The organism is Pseudoalteromonas sp. GW168-MNA-CIBAN-0100 (assembly GCF_040309225.1).
GTDB lineage: Bacteria > Pseudomonadota > Gammaproteobacteria > Enterobacterales > Alteromonadaceae > Pseudoalteromonas > Pseudoalteromonas arctica.
Genome location: NZ_JBEOOL010000005.1, coordinates 134,580 through 152,953 on the forward strand (window position 1 = coordinate 134,580; position 18,374 = coordinate 152,953).

15 protein-coding genes are annotated in these 18,374 nt (G+C 37.8%); 6 read left to right on the forward strand and 9 right to left on the reverse strand.

Annotated elements, in window-relative coordinates:
- Positions 1-185: 185 nt before the first annotated feature.
- The 3 genes from AAEY62_RS04495 to AAEY62_RS04505 all read right to left on the reverse strand — a co-directional run bounded on the left by AAEY62_RS04495 (position 186) and on the right by AAEY62_RS04505 (position 1,739).
- Positions 186-494 (reverse strand): hypothetical protein, encoded by a 309-nt coding sequence (locus AAEY62_RS04495; RefSeq protein ID WP_024590236.1) that lies wholly within the window; start codon positions 492-494, stop codon positions 186-188.
- A gap of 387 nt (positions 495-881) precedes the next feature.
- Positions 882-1,127 (reverse strand): DUF4235 domain-containing protein, encoded by a 246-nt coding sequence (locus AAEY62_RS04500; RefSeq protein ID WP_350634655.1) that lies wholly within the window; start codon positions 1,125-1,127, stop codon positions 882-884.
- 228 nt (positions 1,128-1,355) lie between these two features.
- Positions 1,356-1,739 (reverse strand): hypothetical protein, encoded by a 384-nt coding sequence (locus tag AAEY62_RS04505; protein WP_101163401.1) that lies wholly within the window; start codon positions 1,737-1,739, stop codon positions 1,356-1,358.
- 468 nt (positions 1,740-2,207) lie between these two features.
- Between AAEY62_RS04505 and AAEY62_RS04510 the strand changes: the two genes are divergently transcribed.
- The 4 genes from AAEY62_RS04510 to AAEY62_RS04525 all read left to right on the forward strand — a co-directional run bounded on the left by AAEY62_RS04510 (position 2,208) and on the right by AAEY62_RS04525 (position 4,869).
- Positions 2,208-2,702, forward strand: coding sequence for a hypothetical protein (locus AAEY62_RS04510; RefSeq protein ID WP_007378461.1), 495 nt, complete (start codon positions 2,208-2,210; stop codon positions 2,700-2,702).
- A 152-nt stretch (positions 2,703-2,854) separates the two neighbouring features.
- On the forward strand, positions 2,855-3,469 hold the full coding sequence (locus tag AAEY62_RS04515; protein ID WP_350634656.1) for an acyl carrier protein phosphodiesterase: 615 nt from the start codon (positions 2,855-2,857) through the stop codon (positions 3,467-3,469).
- 85 nt (positions 3,470-3,554) lie between these two features.
- Entirely contained in the window at positions 3,555-4,490 is a 936-nt protein-coding gene (locus tag AAEY62_RS04520; RefSeq protein ID WP_350634657.1) for a hypothetical protein, read from the forward strand.
- Between the two features lie 37 nt (positions 4,491-4,527).
- A complete protein-coding gene (locus tag AAEY62_RS04525) occupies positions 4,528-4,869 on the forward strand; it encodes a YajD family HNH nuclease (protein ID WP_007581433.1) in 342 nt (113 codons plus the stop codon).
- Between the two features lie 111 nt (positions 4,870-4,980).
- On the opposite strand, the gene AAEY62_RS04530 is transcribed toward AAEY62_RS04525, so the two are convergent.
- Complete coding sequence (locus tag AAEY62_RS04530; protein WP_008165251.1) at positions 4,981-5,451, reverse strand: YHS domain-containing (seleno)protein; 471 nt, start codon at positions 5,449-5,451, stop codon at positions 4,981-4,983.
- 126 nt (positions 5,452-5,577) lie between these two features.
- On the opposite strand from AAEY62_RS04530, the gene AAEY62_RS04535 reads away from it, so the two are divergent.
- The gene (locus AAEY62_RS04535) at positions 5,578-6,399 is read left to right on the forward strand and encodes an AraC family transcriptional regulator (protein ID WP_350634658.1); all 822 of its coding nucleotides are present in this window, start codon (positions 5,578-5,580) and stop codon (positions 6,397-6,399) included.
- 27 nt (positions 6,400-6,426) lie between these two features.
- Here the strand turns inward: AAEY62_RS04535 and AAEY62_RS04540 are convergent, their stop codons facing one another.
- From AAEY62_RS04540 to AAEY62_RS04550, 3 genes are all read right to left on the reverse strand, one after another.
- Entirely contained in the window at positions 6,427-7,698 is a 1,272-nt protein-coding gene (locus AAEY62_RS04540) for an alpha/beta hydrolase (RefSeq protein ID WP_350634660.1), read from the reverse strand.
- Between the two features lie 204 nt (positions 7,699-7,902).
- Complete coding sequence (locus AAEY62_RS04545; RefSeq protein WP_350634661.1) at positions 7,903-9,261, reverse strand: serine hydrolase domain-containing protein; 1,359 nt, start codon at positions 9,259-9,261, stop codon at positions 7,903-7,905.
- Positions 9,262-9,542: 281 nt separating this feature from the next.
- Positions 9,543-11,723, reverse strand: coding sequence for a GAF domain-containing hybrid sensor histidine kinase/response regulator (locus AAEY62_RS04550; protein WP_350634662.1), 2,181 nt, complete (start codon positions 11,721-11,723; stop codon positions 9,543-9,545).
- 488 nt (positions 11,724-12,211) lie between these two features.
- On the opposite strand from AAEY62_RS04550, the gene AAEY62_RS04555 reads away from it, so the two are divergent.
- Positions 12,212-12,889: a glutathione S-transferase family protein gene (locus AAEY62_RS04555; RefSeq protein WP_007581448.1), complete on the forward strand. Its 678-nt coding sequence runs from the start codon at positions 12,212-12,214 to the stop codon at positions 12,887-12,889.
- Between the two features lie 53 nt (positions 12,890-12,942).
- Here AAEY62_RS04555 and AAEY62_RS04560 read toward each other — a convergent pair whose 3' ends face one another.
- Both AAEY62_RS04560 and AAEY62_RS04565 read right to left on the reverse strand, forming a co-directional pair.
- Complete coding sequence (locus AAEY62_RS04560; RefSeq protein ID WP_350634663.1) at positions 12,943-14,682, reverse strand: SulP family inorganic anion transporter; 1,740 nt, start codon at positions 14,680-14,682, stop codon at positions 12,943-12,945.
- A 155-nt stretch (positions 14,683-14,837) separates the two neighbouring features.
- A complete protein-coding gene (locus AAEY62_RS04565) occupies positions 14,838-17,777 on the reverse strand; it encodes a TonB-dependent receptor (protein ID WP_350634664.1) in 2,940 nt (979 codons plus the stop codon).
- Between the last annotated feature and the right edge of the window lie 597 nt (positions 17,778-18,374).

The window sequence follows — 18,374 nt, forward strand, 5'->3', positions numbered from 1 at the left end:
TTTAACGGCCAATTAGTATCATCGGCTAATAAAAATCCCTGAGTCAAAAATTGATCTTTATAGGTACTACTTTAAGCTCTAATAAAAGTAAAAAGCCGTTACAGCAATGCAACGGCTTTTCATTATGTTTTTATGCGCTTCGACGATACGAGCGAAAGGCTTTATAGTCCTTTAAAAACCTCGTTTTAATCATCAGGTCCTTTTAAGGTAAACACTAAATGTTTACGCATATCTTTTAAAATCACGCCCTTTTTAAGCATTGTGCCGCTTAAGCGTTTTTGCCACTTTAATAAGTCAGGCTCTGCGGCCGCTAAGGCTTGCTCGTTTTCAAACTGAAAGCACAGCAGTAGTGTACTTGGAAATAAGTGGTATTCCACATCAAACCAGCATTGCAGCATGCCTGGGAGCTCAGCGCGGCCTTGTTCTTCTAATTTTTCAGCAGTATTAAGTACAAGTGCTTGCTGCTTTATTTGCACTGCAGAGAGTTTTTTCATTATTAAAATCCAAGTTAGCGGCTAAAAAATGCAGCCGGAATGCGTGCATTATACGCAAGCTTGTAGGTAAGCAACAACTTTGAAAGGGAGTTAATATTTAATAGAGTATATCTGTTTAAAATCTAGGAGGTCTTGTTGGAAAGCGCCTTTGGCTTTTACAACTTGCGTAGGTCGGATAAGCGGCGCAGCCGTGCCATCCGACATTTTAAATTTAACCACAGAACCCCGGTTTGGATATTAATATGTTTTTTAACTCAATAGTTAAGTAACCTCAAACAAGGTGTTTGCCAGGTTGCTTGCAACAACTAAGGAGTAGCTGTCGCAAGCCGTCTTAAGAGCCTTACCGTATTACGATTAATACTTATAAGAGGTATCAATCGGGTTGGTTTATTTGGATCGGCGCTTGTCTAGTACATAACGTACGGCCATTCTTGCAACACCCGCACCAATACCTGAGACCACTGCCCATGTAACGGCCTCTTTAAGATCTGTTTCTTCGCTTGGTCTATCTTTTGGGGCTGGTTCGTTGGTAACCTTTTCCCACGATTTTTGTAAAGTTTTCCTTGTTAACATACCTGCAGATGCAGCGGCGAGATCTATACCTATCGTTGTAATTAGCTGTTTATTACTCATAATGTTCTCCTTTTTATAAATAACGGCAGCGTTATTTATGTATAACTCTTTAAGTAAGAATATTAATAACAGCAATTTACGTACCGATATACGCCTGGGTAATAAGCACAGTTATATAAAAAACTCACTCAAAGTTTTACAAATTTAAGCGTAGAGCTTTGAGTGAGATTACGACAAAAGTAAGAGCGTTTAACTGAAAGGTTATTTTACTCACGCTTAGGAGGTTTATTAAGCTTGTGCTTCAGTTCCTAGTAAGGCACCGATATAGGCGAGTTCTTCGCTAAAAATACCATTCAAAAGAGCGTTTTGCTCAATTATTACAGCGTCATTAGGTTGGGCTTTGTATTCTTGCTGGCATCTTGTGAGTTCGGTGGCCAGCCATTGGCAAACATTAGTAGTTAATTTTATTGCTGTTTTTAAAAATAATGACCATTTTATTTTTTGTAAATTAAAGCGGTAAAGCGCGACAGCAATAACACCATAAGCTTGCTGTTCAGGTGTTGGCATGTTGTTAGTATTTATTGAAGTGCTGTTTAAAAGCTTGGTATTGACCATCGCTTGTTGCAGTGCAGCTTGTTGTGATTGACTTAAAAAGTGGTTTTCGTAATCCATGGGCGGCCTATATCTGCTGATAGCAGGGCAATATAAAAAAGAGATTTAGCACAGTATTTTACGATTCATGCGCACCGAAAAATGAACCACAGTGATAACAAAATTAGGCTGACTCTTTACTGAATTAATAAAACACAATTGTAACTGGGTAGGGGAATTGAAGAGGATAAGCGTCTTTGTTTTAACCTTCAAATCGCATGAAAAATAATGCTCTGTTGGTGTTTTTAATTTTATTGGTAAGCACGGTAATAACCATAAACAAGAGAGTGATAAAAACCTCTCTTTATTTCGTAAGGAATTTTGTTTATGTAGATAGGAGTTTTTTACAAAATTTAGCAATTTTTACTCTAATAATAAGAGTGTTAGTACAGGGCTTTGTTTTATCTTATTGATTTTAAATGATAATTTACTTGGTTTGAGTTTTGCTTGGTAGTAAGTGTATTTTCTTAAATAAATAAAGGAGTTATTATGAGTACCGTTATTACTGGGTTATTCGAAAGTGCATCACAAGCAACACTCGCAATTTATAGATTAGAAGCTTTAGGTATTAATGAAGCTGATATTAGTATTGTAGCCAACGACTCATACGCAAAGGAAGATTTTGCTGTAGACGAAGGTACTAAAGCTGCCGAAGGCGGCATTATAGGCGCGGCTTCAGGTGGTATTCTTGCTGCAATTATTGGCGGATTTACTGCCGTAGGGACTGTAGCAACAGGTGGTACGGGCTTATTAGTTGCCGGTCCATTAGTCGCTGCATTTGCTGCTGGTGGCGCAGGCGCTGCAGTTGGTGGTACTTTAGGTGCCGCAGTTGGTGCGTTTATCCCCGAGCACGAAATTAAGTATTATGAAGATGCCATTGAAAAAGGCTCTATATTAATTGGTATTAAGTACGATAGTGACAACAAAAACGCTATTGAAGAAATACTTAACAATGCAGGCGCAAGTAACGTTTCTACAGCGTAATGCTAGCTAATTAGTTTCAAAATTAATATGAAAGGTGAAACTTAGTTTCACCTTTTTTATGCTTTTTTTGATTAGGCATAAAATCTAACTTTAAGTAGCGCTTACAATTAAGTTATTATTTTAACTGTATTAATACCAAGCCCGAGAACACTTTGAATTATTTAGCTCACCTTTATTTAGCACAGTCTACAGCCGATTCTCACTTTGGGAACTTGTTGGGCGACTTTGGTGGTAAAAGGCATGTAGAGTACTTACCAAATACGGTTAAAAACGGGCTCGATAACCACTATTTAGTCGATAAATTTACCGACTCCCACCGCGCAGTTAAACACGCTAAACAGTACTTTTCACCTGAGCGTAAACGTTTTGCTGGTGTGGCTATTGATGTGGTGTTTGATCATTTTTTAATTGTGCATTGGCAGCGATTTAGCAAGCAACCTTTAAGTGATTTTAAGTACACCAGCTATCAGCTTTTGAATAATCGCATACCTGTTATGCCGCCGCGCATGCAGCATGTTGTAACAAGTATGACTAAAAACGATTGGTTTAAAGAGTACGAAACCGTTGAGGGAATAGGAGTAGCACTTGATAATATTGCTAACCGCATCCGTTTTACTAATAACTTTGCGGGGGCGGCTGATGATATAACGCGTAACTACGACGAATTAGAAGCCGTGTTTTTAGCGTTCTTCCCGGAGCTAATTAAGCATGTAAGTGAGTTTGACCTTGAAAGCACCCCAAAAAATGACATAAAGCGCATTATTTAAAGTTTTCATCAATTGTTAACCTTTTGTGATAATTTAAGGTGAAAAAAACGCTACTCTAATACAAATTAATTTTTGAGTGTTTTTAATGAATCGCAATTACTTGGTTATTGTGAGCTTTGCTGTTTTAGCGGCATTTCAATCTGGTGCTGTATTGGCTTTCGACTTTGACTTAAAGTCGGTACGAACCACTATTTCAAACCCTAACACTAGTCACGCGTTAATATACGACGACTTGGCTGGGAGTAATCAAAAAACACTGTTTTCGTTAGAGCCCATAAACAATCAACGTGTGGGTGTGTTTTTTGATATTAACGACATTGAAATTGGTTATTCAGCCGATATTTTCGAAGATGATGTTGAAACAAAAACACAAGATATACTGCTTGCTTATAGAAAATTTGAAAATTCTAAAATCACATTTAACTATCAAACGCTTGAAGGGCTGCAAAGCACGGCTAGCAATTTAAGCGGCAATCAAACGGATCAAATTTTCTCGCAAAATATACGTTCAACCAAGTTTGAGCTATCTGGCCAACACAACTTCTATACCTTCAATAATAAAGAGTCTTTGTTTGAGCATTTTTTTCTTAATAGGCCAAAGCTAAGCAGCAAATTTGATTTGTCGTTAAGTGTTGTTGGTGCTTGGTCTTTCAAGCATGTATCTCTTGAGAATAAAGATAATATTGTGTTTCAGGCTGATTTTTTAAATTCATCTGCACCACAGGTCACTAAGTTAATTTCTAATTCGTATGGGGCGAGTATTGGCTCGCTTTTATCATTTTCGTTACCGCATAATGTTCACGTATTTGCTGAATACAAAGTAGGTAAGGGAAATATTCGAAATACAGACCCTGGACTGGGGTTAAAAGATTCGGGCGGCGAAAAAGTTGAAGCATACGGCGGTGGAATTTCTTGGACTTCCGACAATAAAAAACTTATGGTTGTACTACGTGCGTGGGAGCAAACAGGCCGGCATATAGATACTTCTTTTGGTGATTTGTCAGTAATTAAGTTTTTTTAGTATTGAGCACCGAAATAGTGAATTTACCAGGAATATTATGAGTAAGAATAACGATGTACCTCAGGCTTATGTTAAGCAAGAGGAAGGTTATAGAATAAAAGCCTTAAGATTATACCCTTGGGTATGCGGGCGTTGTGCTCGTGAGTTTGAATACTCAAATTTACGTGAGTTAACGGTGCACCATGTTGATCATAACCACAGTAATAATCCTGAAGACGGTAGTAACTGGGAGTTATTGTGTATTTATTGCCACGATAATGAGCACAATAAATACCACGAGCATATTATGTATGGCGGGTCGACTACAGATCGCAAAGTGGAGGCTGCGACGCATTCTCCATTTGCCGATTTAAAAGCGATGCTTAATAAATCAAAGTAATATTAGTTAAATTAAGAGCTTAAACCTAAAATTTTATTAATTTAAATGGCTTTTGAGGATGAACGGTTATAAACCGAAGCAACCTCAAAAATTAACTTTAAATTGGTTTTATTAAAGCTCTTTAGCTGTTTTGTCTTTTATGTCAAACCAGTTTGAATCGGCTGAAGTAATAAAGCCAGGTACGTCTTTTAGCCATTGTTTTTGAACCGATTTATCAAGATTTAAATAAAGTTTGTTTTCAACAATTTTGAAAGCCTCTGGATCTACGTCAAACTTTTTCTCCATTGATACACCAAACGCACAAAAGCCACCAAATTGTGGTGCGTATTTTTCTGGGTTAGCTCTAAATAAGTCGCGGTGCTTAGCTGAGCTGAACTTATAAATGGCATTTTTATGCGTTGCAGTATATTCAGAACTGCCTGTTACCGCCTTGTTTTGGGTAAAGTAAGCAACGGTATCGTAACCACTAATTGCAATGTCGTTAACGTCGGCATTTGCGTCTATGTCTGCTGCAAAGCTTAGTGAACTTGCAAGGACTGATGCTGCAAAAAAAGCTGATTTAGTGAGTGTCGAAAATTTCATGTGTATCTCCAAAGGGTAATTTAATTAGTATGTTTGTTTAAAACTCAACTGTACTTTATCGTTATTGTTTGGTTAATATGCGTCTATTAGTCTGTATTTTCATACCAATAATCCAAGGAGGCGTTTATGGATGTACTTTCGAGTGTATTGAGTCACTTTTCGCTTAATGCCAATGTGTTTTTTAGTGGGAACATGTGCGGTACGAGTGACTTTAGTGACGATCAAGGTGTTGGGCATTTACATTTATTACGCTCAGGTACGTTAAAAGTGCGCAGTAATAGTGGCTTTGAAGTTGTTTTATCTACGCCTTCGGTTATATTTTTTCCTCACTCTACAGGGCACTGTTTATTTTCGGATAAGGGTGACGGTGCTGATTTAGTGTGTGCACAAATTAGCTATCAAAGTGGAGGGCATAGCCCTTTATTGCAGGCGCTGCCTTTTTGCTTAAATTACGAATTAACGGGTGATGGATTATTAGCGCAGAGCGCTTTTTGGATTTTTGATGAGGCATTTAAAGACGCCAGCGGTAAGCATTTAATTATAGATCGCTTATGCGATGTATTTTTAATTAGTGTGCTGCGTAAAGTACTAGAAGAAGGCGCAATTAAAAGCGGGATGATGGCAGGGCTTGCCCATCCTCAGTTGGCTAAGGTATTAATAAAAATACACCAAACCCCAGAGCAAAACTGGTCGCTTAGCGCTATGGCTGAGGAGTGTGGCATGTCGCGCTCTAAATTTGCCGATACCTTTAAACGTGTAATTGAGCAAACACCGGCTGATTATTTGGCTGATTGGCGTTTATCGGTTGCTAAAAAGCTTATTTTAAAAAATCAAAATATGGATTTAGTGGCTAATCAGGTTGGGTACGAAAATGGCTCTGCGCTTGCCCGCGTTTTTAGAAAAAAAACAGGTCAAGCGCCAAAAGAGTGGTTATTGAGTCAGCAGTAAGCTTTTATTTTTGTAAGCTTACTGCAATTAGTTTTTAATTAAATACTTTGAATCGAGCGACCAAAAGTTATTTTCGAGCTTTTGCAAAGGTCGTTTTTTAGAGCCTGGCGATGCTTTATATAATATCAAATTAATCAGATCAGAACTGACCGCAGGATCACTATGAAAGTAGTCATGGCCAATTAGGCTGCCAGATTTAGGTACTTTAATGAGGCTTACATTACCCACAGAGGTAAATATATCCTGCTCGTTTATACTTACATCTTTTGTGTTTAACCTGCCAAAACTCAAGCTGTTTGTTAGCCACTGTGAAATACCCAATGCACTATCTTCTTGAGAGGTGTAAATGGTAATTTTTCCAAATGCAGCTCCAAATTGCTCTGCCATCAACCTTTGCTTAATAATACCAAAATCGAGATCAGGGGCTGCTAAAATTAAGTTTTCAATACGCAGGTCTTCGCGGGGATTTCCGCCACTGGCTCTGTTTTCAATTATAAGCTCTCTAAGTGTTGTGGTTACTACATCTGTGCCACGGCTATGCGCAATAATATGAATGTTTTCAATTTCAGGATTTTTAAAAAGTAGTCGCAAGGTTTCTTTTAAATGAAAAATAGTAAATTGACCAGACTCTTTATCTTCAAAATAGCCGGTTAATCCTGTGGCAGCGGCAGGCCAAGAGTAAACAATAGGTACGCCTTGTCGGTTCAAAAAATGCCAAATACCGGCAAGGGTAAATACCGATTCGTTAAAGGTATTATTAAAGCCATGCACAAACAAAATAACATCTTTATTATTACTGTTTTTTAAACGCTGATTAATGTTTTTGTTTAACTGGGTTTCGTGAAAAATCTTTCGCTCTAAAATATCTTCGTCAATTTGGAGTTTGTCTCCTACACGTCTAAATTTATAAGGCGATAAAGGAAAGCGACCTAATTCATCTGCTTTTTCCATTACGTAAGTTAAATTAGCGGAGCGATTTTTAAGATTACTTTGCTGTAATAGCTCACGCCATTGCAAAGATTTATCGCCAAAATTTACTTTTGCTACACCGTATGCAATTGATGGCGAGCGACTTGCGTTATACATAACACCTTCTTTTTCAGAAACTGCACGGTCTGTAACATAGAGTAATTCCATACTTGTAGTATGTAAGTTTTTAGGTACTTGGGCTTCTGAATAAGGCGCACTTACATATATATTGGGTGTAGGCATTAAAGCTGGGTTTGAAGTACAGGCAGATAGCAAAATAATGAGCAAAAGACCGAAAATAGAGGATTTACCGTGAGGATGAAAAAGCATGCTTATTCCTTATTTCGGTTTGTAAATTATTTTAAAGAGGTTAAGTATAAAATTAGCATATAAAAAGTAACATATTTATTACCTTTCACACACTCTATACTAATTTTACAATTTATTGTTGCGTTAACGAGGATTTAAAATAAAAATACCCGAGCTTATAAGTAGAGAAAACTGCGGGCATTGTTTTTTGGTGAGGTTATAAAGTTAAATCTTAGTAGCCTCAGTAGGTGTTGTTGATAATCCACTAAAATACTTCATTACCAATTGGCCTTGACTGTTTTTTTCTATTACTAAGTAATTGTTTGAATTAGGGTAGTAAAAGCTATTTTTAGACATGGTAATAAGTTTTATTTTATCGCCACCAGTGCGCTTGGAGTACAAAACGTCATTTTCAAAAATTAGGCTGCGTAAGGTGTTTTTATCAATACGGTAATCACCTAATACGGGCGCTAATTGCTGCGCTGTTACCTCTGCTTTTTTAAACTCGGGGAGTGCAATGCCTAGTACTCTGGCTGTGAGTTTTTCGTTGATAAAAATAGGGTTTATGTGGTTTGAATTAGCCAGCACTGCAACATATAGCTTTTGCTCTGGTATATAGCGTGCATGTGCCAAAAAGCCATTTATTCCGCCAGTGTGTCTAATTACGGTGTATTCATTCAAAGGCTCAATAATTAATCCGTAACCGTAGGATGAAAAGCTGCCGTCGTTAAGTTTAAAAGGGCTGATCATTTTTTCATAACTTGCTTTACTAATAAGCTTGCCAGACGATAACGCATTAAACCAAATATTTAAGTCAGTTGGAGTAGATATAAGCGCACCTGCGGCATATGGCCAATCCATATTAATGTAGCTGGTGTTGATAAATCCTTGCTCTGTTTGTTCATACCCAGATGCGCGATGGGCAACAATTTCTTGTCCTTCATAACTACTCTGGTTCATTTTTAGCTTTTTAAATATGTGTTGTTCAATAAAGTCTTTGTAAGACTGGCCACTTGCTACTTCAATTATTTTACCAAGCAGTGAATAGCCCGTGTTCGAATAAGCCATGGCTTCGCCGGGTTTAAACACCATTGGGTGTTTGGCAAAACGCGCTAACGTATCGTCAACGCTGGTGGGTACTTGTATTTCTTTATCAAAGAGATCGTCGTCATCTGTGTAGTTGGCGATGCCTGAGGTATGGGTTAATAAGTTTTCGATTGTGACGAGGTTGCCCTCTGTTGGGAAGCTTGCAACATACTTATGAATATCATCGGTAACCGCTAGCTTACCTTGCTCTTGCAGCATCATAATTGCAGCTGCAGTAAATTGTTTTGAAATAGAACCTAAACGTAAAACGCTTTGCTCATTAAGTGCGATGTTATGTTCAAGGTTGGCAAGCCCTCGCGCTTCTTTAAAAAGGACTTTGCCATTTTTGCTTATAATTACCGATACCCCAGGCTCATTTTCAACTAGGTTCTCGTTAAGAATTTCCTGATACTGCGAGGCCGTCGGGTTTGCTTTTACAAGGCTGGGTGTTAATAGCGAGAGGGCTAACAAACAGCTAGCGTAAAATGGCTTAATCATATTCATCCTTTTTAGTTTTTATACCAAACCTGTAGATAGGCTTAGCGATCCCTGTGCTTCATTTAAGCGGTTATTTACTTTAATTTATAAGTATTATTTTTAGTTTATAGCCAGTTAATATTGCACAGCTAAAAAGTAAACTCAACGCTTCGCTTTAGTTACCCATATACATTCAAATTTTTTGTTAAATCAATAAACGCGCATAACCTTGGTGGCATATGCCGCTTAGTTAAATAGTTTAAGTAATTAGGCACTCCTCCCATTTTATATATATTAAGTAGCTACGATGATTTCAGCCGCTTGGATAAAAACAAGGTTGTTACATCAGCTACTTTAATAAGTGACAGTTTATCTGCATGGCTCCATGAAATTTTTGAGCCAACACTTTCACAACAAATAACACCTAGTGGCTTGTTATCAATAAAGTAGATGTAATCAAGCAAGGAGTAAATGTTTGATGGTTCAAAATAAACTTTGGTGAAGTTTTTAGTGATTTCGTGGTTTCTCGCATCTGATGCGTCTAATACTTTATGATCTAAAATATAGTCAAAGTATGCAGGAAAGTCTTCAGCTTTTAAAACTGCATTACTTACTATTTCATTTTTTTCATCAAGGCAAATTAAGCTATTAATGGCAGTATAGTCGTGATTAAACAACCAGAGACTGACTCTGTCGGCATTTGGAATTAACTTTTTTAGCTCATTGCATATCTGTTTTAGCTTACGTTCACTCGTAATGTTTGGGTTACTAACTTTAACTGCTAAATTTTTGAGATTTGAGTTTTTTGGATTATAGACATTGAGCAAGCTATTTAAATGCTCTTTATTAAATGGCTTCGTTAAATAGCCATCCATACCAATATCTAAATAGTGTTCAATATCTTGTTTCATGGTGTTGGCTGTCATGGCAATAATTGGCGTTGTTTTACCTGTTTGTTGCGCTCTAATTATTTTAGTGGCTTGCACTCCATCCATCACTGGCATTTGAATGTCCATAAAAATCAAATCAACATGGTTGGCAAAAAAGTAATCAACGCATTCTTTGCCATTTTCGGTAAATATTACTTTCGCATTATGGGCTTGTAGCATTTTACTTACGACAACTTGATTTACTTTATTGTCTTCGGCAACCAAAATAGTACACCCTTGTAAATCGGTTATTTCTTTATTTGGTTTTAATAATTCATCGAGTTCTGATGTTTCAAAGCTTTGTTGGTAAGTAAATACAGAACCTTTATCTTCTTTACTCGTGAAGTTGATTTTGCCATTCATTAAATCACTTAGCTTGGTGCAAATGGAGAGGCCAAGGCCCGTGCCCCCGTACTTTCTAGATGTAGATGAATCAGCCTGATGAAACTCTTTAAATAAATTTTGCTGTGCAGCTTTACTAATACCAATACCTGTATCGATTATTTCAAATACAATATTTTGCGTGTTTAAGGAGTTCTCTTTTACAGTGACTTTAAACTCTACCTGGCCTTGTTGTGTAAATTTAATCGCATTTGAGCATAAGTTATTTAAAATTTGTGAAATTCTGACAGGATCGCCTTTTAAGGTTGTAGCGATATTTTTATCTATAGATGGAATAAATTTTATTCCTTTATCTGTGGCTTGTTTCATTAGTGGATTAATTACATTGTTAATGACTTCGCTCAGGTTAAAGTTAATATTCTCAATATTTAATTTACCCGCTTCAATTTTTGAAAAGTCTAAAATGTCATTTACAATATTTGATAGTATATTCGCGGAGCTTAAAATACTTTTTAAGGCGTTATCTTTTTCTATATTTGAAGTCTCTGCCAGTCCAAACTCAGCTAAATTTAAAATACCGTGCAGCGGAGTTCTTAGCTCGTGTGACATATTTGCTAAAAATCGACCTTTTAGAGTGTTAGCTGTATCAGCTTCTTTTTTTAGTTCTTCAAGATTTTTATTATGTATTTGTTGTTGTTTTAATGCAGTGGCCAGCTTTCTGTTGTTTAACCTGAGCTCAAGTTGTGCGATAACTTCTTTGCCAAGTATTTTCAGTGCGTTAATTTGTGTTTGAGTTAGCTTTTTTGGCTGGTCGCTGATAACACATAATGTACCAATTGTGCTGCCACTAGGTGTAACTAGCGGTGTGCCCGCATAAAACCGAATGTTTGGATCGCTGGTTACTAGAGGGTTATCATAAAAACGTTCATCAAGTAGAGCGTTTTGTATTTCAAATACTTGGTCTTGCAGTATTGTATGAGAGCAAAATGCGATATCTCTTTCGGTGGAGTCTACATCGATACCATACTTTGATTTAAACCACTGCCTTTGTGGATCAACTAAGCTTATAAGTGATATGGGGGCTTCACAAATATCAGAAGCAAGTTGAGTTAAATCATCAAATACTTTTTCGGCTTCAGTATCTAATATTTCATACTCATACAGGGCTTTTAATCTAAATTCTTCGTCTACTGGTATTTGTGCTTTTATCATAGTATTGCTCAATATTTATATAGATTCACTATAAGAGTAATTTAGTGATAATGACAACTTTAACATGTAAATCAGGCTAATAAATAGATTCTGTATTTTGTTACTCTCTTATTATTTTTTTGAAGTGTTTTTTATAAAACCAGCGAAAGTAAAAAGGATCTTTCCATACTGAACACTCTCAGTAATTAACATCGGAATTAATAGGGATTAAACTAGTCTATAGTTTTACATCATCTGTAAATTTTGAAACTCAGCAGCTCTGCTGGTGGGCAAATTCTGCAACCTTGTGAATCATAAATTTCTAAAAGCATGTGATGGCTCGAAAAGGCTGATATTTTCCTTGGCATAAGTGATATTCACTAATGAAATATCACGAAATACTCACAATTGAATCACGTTTTAACTGTATATTTTACCTGGTTAAAACTTAATTTGAACACCCGCTCAAGTTGTGCTTTAATCGTTGCTCAATTATTGAGGAACTTTACATGATTAAATTTTATTTTCACCATACTCCTAACCCAATGAAGGTTGCACTCTTTTTAGAAGAAACAGGCTTACCGTTTGAACTTGTTCCTCTTGATACTTTAAAAGGTGAGCAACATACACCTGAATTTAAAGCAATTAATCCAAATGCTAAAGCACCTGCAATAGTTGATGGTGAAACTCGTGTATTCGATTCGAATGCTATTTTAATGTACCTGTCTGAAAAATATGGAAAGCTAGAAGGCAAGGGCGATGACCGCGCTGAAATGCTGTCGTGGTTAATGTTTATCGCATCTGGTTTAGGTCCGTATTCAGGGCAAAGTGTACACTTTAGGCACATGGCGCCAGAAGGGCTTGATTACGCGGTTAATCGTTATTTACGTGAAGCGCAGCGCCATTACGAAGTACTTGATACTCACCTTGAAGGTCGTGACTTTATTGTGGGTGACACGTATACCATTGCTGATGTATCTGCATGGGGCTGGATTGATAAAGCACCGGTTGTATTAGGTGAAGAGGGCTTAGCACCGTATCCAAATCTTAAGCGTTGGTTTGAAAGCATTGATAGCCGCCCAGCGGTTGCACGTGCACGCGTAATTGGTACTGATGTAGCCTTTAAAAAAGAGTTTGATGAAGACGCTAAAAAAGCGTTTTTCCCTTCAAATTACCCTAAAGTATAAAAAGTACTTAATTCTAAACAGCAGATCAGCTAGCTGATCTGCTGTTTAGTATTTCATGGCTGTGTTAGCACCTCTTTATTTTCATCTGCCACGAATAAATTAACTTCCTCTGTGTGCTGGCTTACGCTATTTCTTTTTAGGGCGATGTATAGGTCTGAGTGAATATATATACCTTCTTTTCCCGACTTCATTCCTGCAATTTCAAACCACGAAAGTAGTTGGCGTTTTCTACCTGCAAGCTCAAGCCTTATATCGCGCTTTTTAAATATAACATCTAGATCGGCAAGCATTGCCATTACGCTTAAATCTAAGTGAGTAAAGCAGGGCACAGCATCAATTATTACACAGTGGGTGTCGTCTTTTTGCCTTGCGTATTGCTCAAGTAATCTGCGTTTAAAGTAGCTGGCATTAAAGTAAGTTAAAGGTGAATTAAAGCGGTAGATAAACACGCCTTGCACTGCTTTTGCTTTATCTGTGGCGTCTAAACTTCTTACTACACCGTTAACATCTACGCCGAGTATATTGTCGGTTGGGCGCATTACAGTGCGAATAAATTGAAATAACCCCAGTAATACAGCAAGTGTGATCCCTGGTATAACGCCAATAAATAACACCGCAAGTAAGGTGGCTGAGGCGAGATAAAATGCCTGTTTATCTTTTCGTTTTAGTTGCCAAACAGCTTTTAAATCGAGTAAGTGTACAGAGGCAATAATAAGTACAACACCTAGCGCTGCGCTTGGAATAAATTCAAGTGGGGCTGTTAAAAACACGGCTATGACCGCAATAATGGCCGCTGCTATTATTGATACTAACTGCGTTTTACCACCTGTTGCATCGTTAACAGCGGTGCGTGAGTCGGCGCCACTGACTGCAAACCCTTGCGAAAGAGCTGACGCTATATTGGCAATACCTAGCGCTCTAAATTCTTTATCGGCGTCTATGTCGTAGCCATTTTTAGCGGCAAAGCTGCGCGCAGTTAGCATCATACTAACAAAACTCACGATGGCTAAGTTAAGTGCGGGTACCACTAGCTCACGAATAATCCCTAAATCAAAAACAGGGGTATTAAAAACTGGAAGCCCGCCAGTTACGGTGCCAATAGTTTTTATATCAAGTTGTTTTAAATCAAAAATCCATACTAAAATCGCACCAAATGCAATGGCAAACATTGATGCAGGCCACGTGGATTTTATGCGTTTCATGGCAAAGTAAACCGCCAATGTGAACAAGGCCATTAACAAGGTGGGAACATGTGTTTGCGCTAGGTATGTGGGTACACCACCTAGGCGTTCAAGTAGGTAGCGCTCGTCAAAGGTAAAACCGAATACTTTAGAAAATTGACCAACAATAATAGTGATGGCTACGCCATTTAATAAGCCCATTAAAATAGGTTTAGATAAAAAGTCGGCTAATACACCTAACTTAAATTTACTGGCTATAAAGCACCAAAAGCCGGTCATAGCGGTCATGGTGACAACAAGTTGCCAATGTTTAAAGCTGTCACCTGCAGCAAGAGGGGTTACTACTGCTGCAATAACGGCGCAGGTGGCGGCATCAGGGCCGACTATTAATTGTTTAGAAGTGCCAAAAAGCGCATATAGCATCATTGGCAGTATGCAAGAATATAACCCTACGGCGGCGTTAACACCGGTTAGTTGTGCGTAAGCAATGGCAACAGGTAAAGCTACGGCAGCTACCGATAGCGCCGCTCTTACATCATCAGCAAACCATTGTCGCTCGTAGTGCAGCAATGTATCTAAACCCGGCATAAAATTATATAAACGCGACAGCACTTCAGTATCCTTGCTAATAGTTACAACGTTTTGATAGTAAATTTAATATTCAAATAAGTATAGCTAGGAGGGAGTGTTTTTTACGTAATATAAAGCCACTTTTTTATAGACGTAAAAAAGCCTGCATAAAAGCAGGCTTTAGTTTCCAGGGAAAATTAAAATTTAGCGCGAATACCAAAGCTGTAACGGCGATCCGCTTCAGTGTACTTCCAAGTACCACCTAGTTCAGATAGGTAGATTGAAGGCTCACCCGTTAAGTTGGTCGCATTACCTACTAGCGTAATGTTTTCGTTAATATCCCAGCTTGCAGAGAAATCTAACTGGCCTCTGTCGTCACGGTAGTTATTACCGTAAACAGTGCCTTCTGCTGAAATACTGCCGTCTGAGTTAATATTTTCTACGCGTTTCTCGTTTTCAGTATCTAAGAAACTGTCACGGTAGTTATAAGCTATACGAGTAGAGAACCCTTCGTATTCCCAAAATACTTGTAAGTTGTACGTATTTTTAGAAATATCTAATAATGGGTTGCCGTTTGGTTGTTCGCTGTCTGCATACGTGTAGTTTGCATTAACACCTAAGCCAGAAAATGCACCCGGTAAGCTTGTGAAGAACTGTTGGTAACCAACTTCAAAACCTTGTACTGAGCCGTTTTCACCGTTTACATTTTTAACTGTATCAATACCCGTTAGTCCTGCGTCACGCAAGCCTGCAACATGGTTAAAGCCATCTATATCTACAGGGTAGTCAGTCGCATCTGAGTAAACTAGGTTGTCTTGAGATACACCTGCAACGTCAAGCTGACATACTTGGTTCCACTGAGTTACGTTTTGACCTGTTGAAGTGCTTGATGCTGCTACACAGCTACTTTCGTTACTTAAGAAAGACTCAACATCTTTATAAAATACTGCGAAAGATAGTACGTTACCTTCATCAAAGTAATGCTCTACAGATAAGTCGTATTGCGTTGCACGGTATGGTTCTAAATCAATAGAGCCTTGCGTTGCACCTGTAATGTCGTTATTAACGTCAAATGCAGGGCTTAGCTCGCTAAAGTCAGCGCGGCGCATAACTTTTGCAGCAGCAAAGCGGAATAATGTTTCGTCTGAGTAGTTATACGTAACGTTTAAGCTTGGTAAAAAGTCGCTGTAGTCATTGTCACCAGTTACTTTTTCGCCATTAAGAAATACGCTTGATTCTAAATCTGTAGTCACATAACGACCACCCACAATCGCAGTGATGTTATCAAAGTCTAAGTACGCTGATATGTACACAACAGCTGTATCTTCAACTACGTTACGGTATGCGCTTTCTTGGAACTCTTGGTTATCTGAAAGACTCCCCGTTGACGCTAGGTTAGTACCTGCAAGTAACTGCTGAAGTTGAGCGTAAGTATTTGCAGGGTTAGATAAACCGTTGTAGCTTAAAAACGTTAGTAGGTCATTTTGTCCCGAATGACCTAATTGGTCAAAAGAGTTGTCGTGTCTAACTGTTGTGAAGCTATTTGAAAAAGCAGCGTTGTAGTCATCAACCCATAAAGCAGCTAATGAACCATCTGAGTCGTTAAATGCATTTTTGTAAATGTCTTTAATTTCTACTTTGTATTGCTCATATTCGTAATCGCGGTTAGTAACACGTACACCTGCTTTTACTTTAGATACCCAGCTTAAGCTGCTGAGAGGTTCAAACATTTCAACGTCAAAACGAATAGCTGTTTCGTCATTGTCTGTTCTTCTATCTTCACTTTTGAACGTACGTAGTGCTAAGTTTTGTGGGTCAGTAAATGCATTTGGATCTGAATGAATGATGCTTGGTAATTTATTACCGTCTTGAGAAAATGCACCATCATATAAATGATTTGTTAGCTGAGTTCCGCCACTTGCTTCAAATGTTGATTTTTCGATTGGGCGAAGTGTAAATTCAGAATCAGGTCTTACGCTTTCTGATGATGCTACTGCAATTTCACCAGAGATTTTTATACTGTCAGTAAGGTTCCACTCTGCACCAAGTGCATTTGAAAACGAGTCAGTTTCACGAAAGTCACTGTATGTTTTAGGGATACCAAATTCGTTTGTTAGCGTGTAATTATTTACGCCGTTAGCATCTTGAGTTGTATTTGCATCTGTTGATAACGAACCCGCAACACCTAATATAGAGTTACCACTTTGCTCACCAGAGCGTTTAGTGCCACTTAAATCTAGATACACCATGCCATTACCAGATTGCGGTGCCCATTGAAGTGATAAATTTACAGCAGTACGTTTACGTTGTTCTACATATTGTTCAACACTGTGCTCGTCTCGTACGATAGCGTTGCCACTTGGTGTATTACCTTCTTGGCCATTAATATCAATGTCTTGAGGTTTAACACGGCTAGACGTTTCATCTTGACGAATTTCACGATCTTGATACGAAAACATAGCAATGGCACCAAAGGTACCCATTTCGTCAAAGTCCCAGTTGTTACCAAGTGAACCGCTAAAAATAGGCGCTACTTTTTCTGTTTTATCTGCGTATTCACCATCTAATGAAACTGCGCCAGTTAGTTTATCTAACTCTAATGGGCGAACTGTTTTTAAGCTAACTGTTCCGCCTAATGCACCTTCAATCATATCGGCAGTAGGAGACTTAACGACTTCTACTGTTTTTAAGAAGCTTGATGGGTAATCTTGTAAGCTAATACCGTCACGAGAGTCGCCAATAGTAGAGCGACCGTTTAATTCAACACGGTTTTGAGGTAAGCCACGAATCGAAACACTGTCACCCACACCAAAATCGGTATTAATAGATACACCTGTAATACGTTGCAGTGCTTCTGCAATATTATTATCAGGTAACTTACCAATGTCTTCAGCAACAATCGCATCTACAATACGTCCGTCAGTACGCTTAAGCATAGCGGCGGCTTTCATACTACCTAGCATGCCTTTTACTTCAATAACTTCAATATCTGCAGCTGCCGTTTCTGAAGCTGCCGGAGCCTCTTGCGCTGCAATAGTAGAAGAAGCCATTAATAAAAGGGCTGCTGCACTGATTGTTGTAGAGCTACTTCTTTTATGTTTATTAATTAATGTTGAAGTAATTTGATTGAGTTTCATGTATCTCTCCCGTTTGGGTACGACTTACGTCATTGTGTGTGTTGTTACTTGGTTTGGTTAACCAATTTAACTGCTGTTTCCCTGTAGCGTGTCATACAGGTGGTGTGGTTGAAATTAGTCCAATTCAGCTTTTATTACAACCTTTGTTTACCAAAAATTCACAAAGTGTATTACAAAGTGCTCTTTTGTTTTGCTTATATTTAATAAATTTAACGGCTTATGATGTGTTTTTATTTTTTATATTTTGAATGAATTTTATTGAAGTATGTTTACCAAAGACGTTTTTTTATATTATTTGTACTATTAAATACACTTTTTAGTGCTGTTTTTAAATTTTATGCCGCACTTTTATACGTATTTAGTTTGTTTTTTAAGTGATGTTAAAATAATAAGATGTTCATAAAAGGTTGGGTATGGCTTATAAATTTGCGAAATAGTAAGGAGTATAAAATCATTCAATTTTATTTTGGTTATTTGTTTTGGTAATACCAATTTTCTATTTTTTTTATATGGGTTTTGTATTAGAGCTTACTGATACATATCTATATATGATTATAAATAGAGTGATTTTTACGCAAAAAAAAGCCCAGCATATTA

Coding starts and splice junctions, on each gene's coding strand:
- AAEY62_RS04525 (WP_007581433.1), top strand. CDS start 4,528: ATGAGTAAGAATAACGATGTACCTCAGGCTTATGTTAAGCAAGAGGAA.
- AAEY62_RS04550 (WP_350634662.1), bottom strand. CDS start 11,723: ATGATAAAAGCACAAATACCAGTAGACGAAGAATTTAGATTAAAAGCC.
- AAEY62_RS04535 (WP_350634658.1), top strand. CDS start 5,578: ATGGATGTACTTTCGAGTGTATTGAGTCACTTTTCGCTTAATGCCAAT.
- AAEY62_RS04565 (WP_350634664.1), bottom strand. CDS start 17,777: ATGAAACTCAATCAAATTACTTCAACATTAATTAATAAACATAAAAGA.
- AAEY62_RS04505 (WP_101163401.1), bottom strand. CDS start 1,739: ATGGATTACGAAAACCACTTTTTAAGTCAATCACAACAAGCTGCACTG.
- AAEY62_RS04510 (WP_007378461.1), top strand. CDS start 2,208: ATGAGTACCGTTATTACTGGGTTATTCGAAAGTGCATCACAAGCAACA.
- AAEY62_RS04540 (WP_350634660.1), bottom strand. CDS start 7,698: ATGCTTTTTCATCCTCACGGTAAATCCTCTATTTTCGGTCTTTTGCTC.
- AAEY62_RS04520 (WP_350634657.1), top strand. CDS start 3,555: ATGAATCGCAATTACTTGGTTATTGTGAGCTTTGCTGTTTTAGCGGCA.
- AAEY62_RS04500 (WP_350634655.1), bottom strand. CDS start 1,127: ATGAGTAATAAACAGCTAATTACAACGATAGGTATAGATCTCGCCGCT.
- AAEY62_RS04495 (WP_024590236.1), bottom strand. CDS start 494: ATGAAAAAACTCTCTGCAGTGCAAATAAAGCAGCAAGCACTTGTACTT.
- AAEY62_RS04545 (WP_350634661.1), bottom strand. CDS start 9,261: ATGATTAAGCCATTTTACGCTAGCTGTTTGTTAGCCCTCTCGCTATTA.
- AAEY62_RS04555 (WP_007581448.1), top strand. CDS start 12,212: ATGATTAAATTTTATTTTCACCATACTCCTAACCCAATGAAGGTTGCA.
- AAEY62_RS04530 (WP_008165251.1), bottom strand. CDS start 5,451: ATGAAATTTTCGACACTCACTAAATCAGCTTTTTTTGCAGCATCAGTC.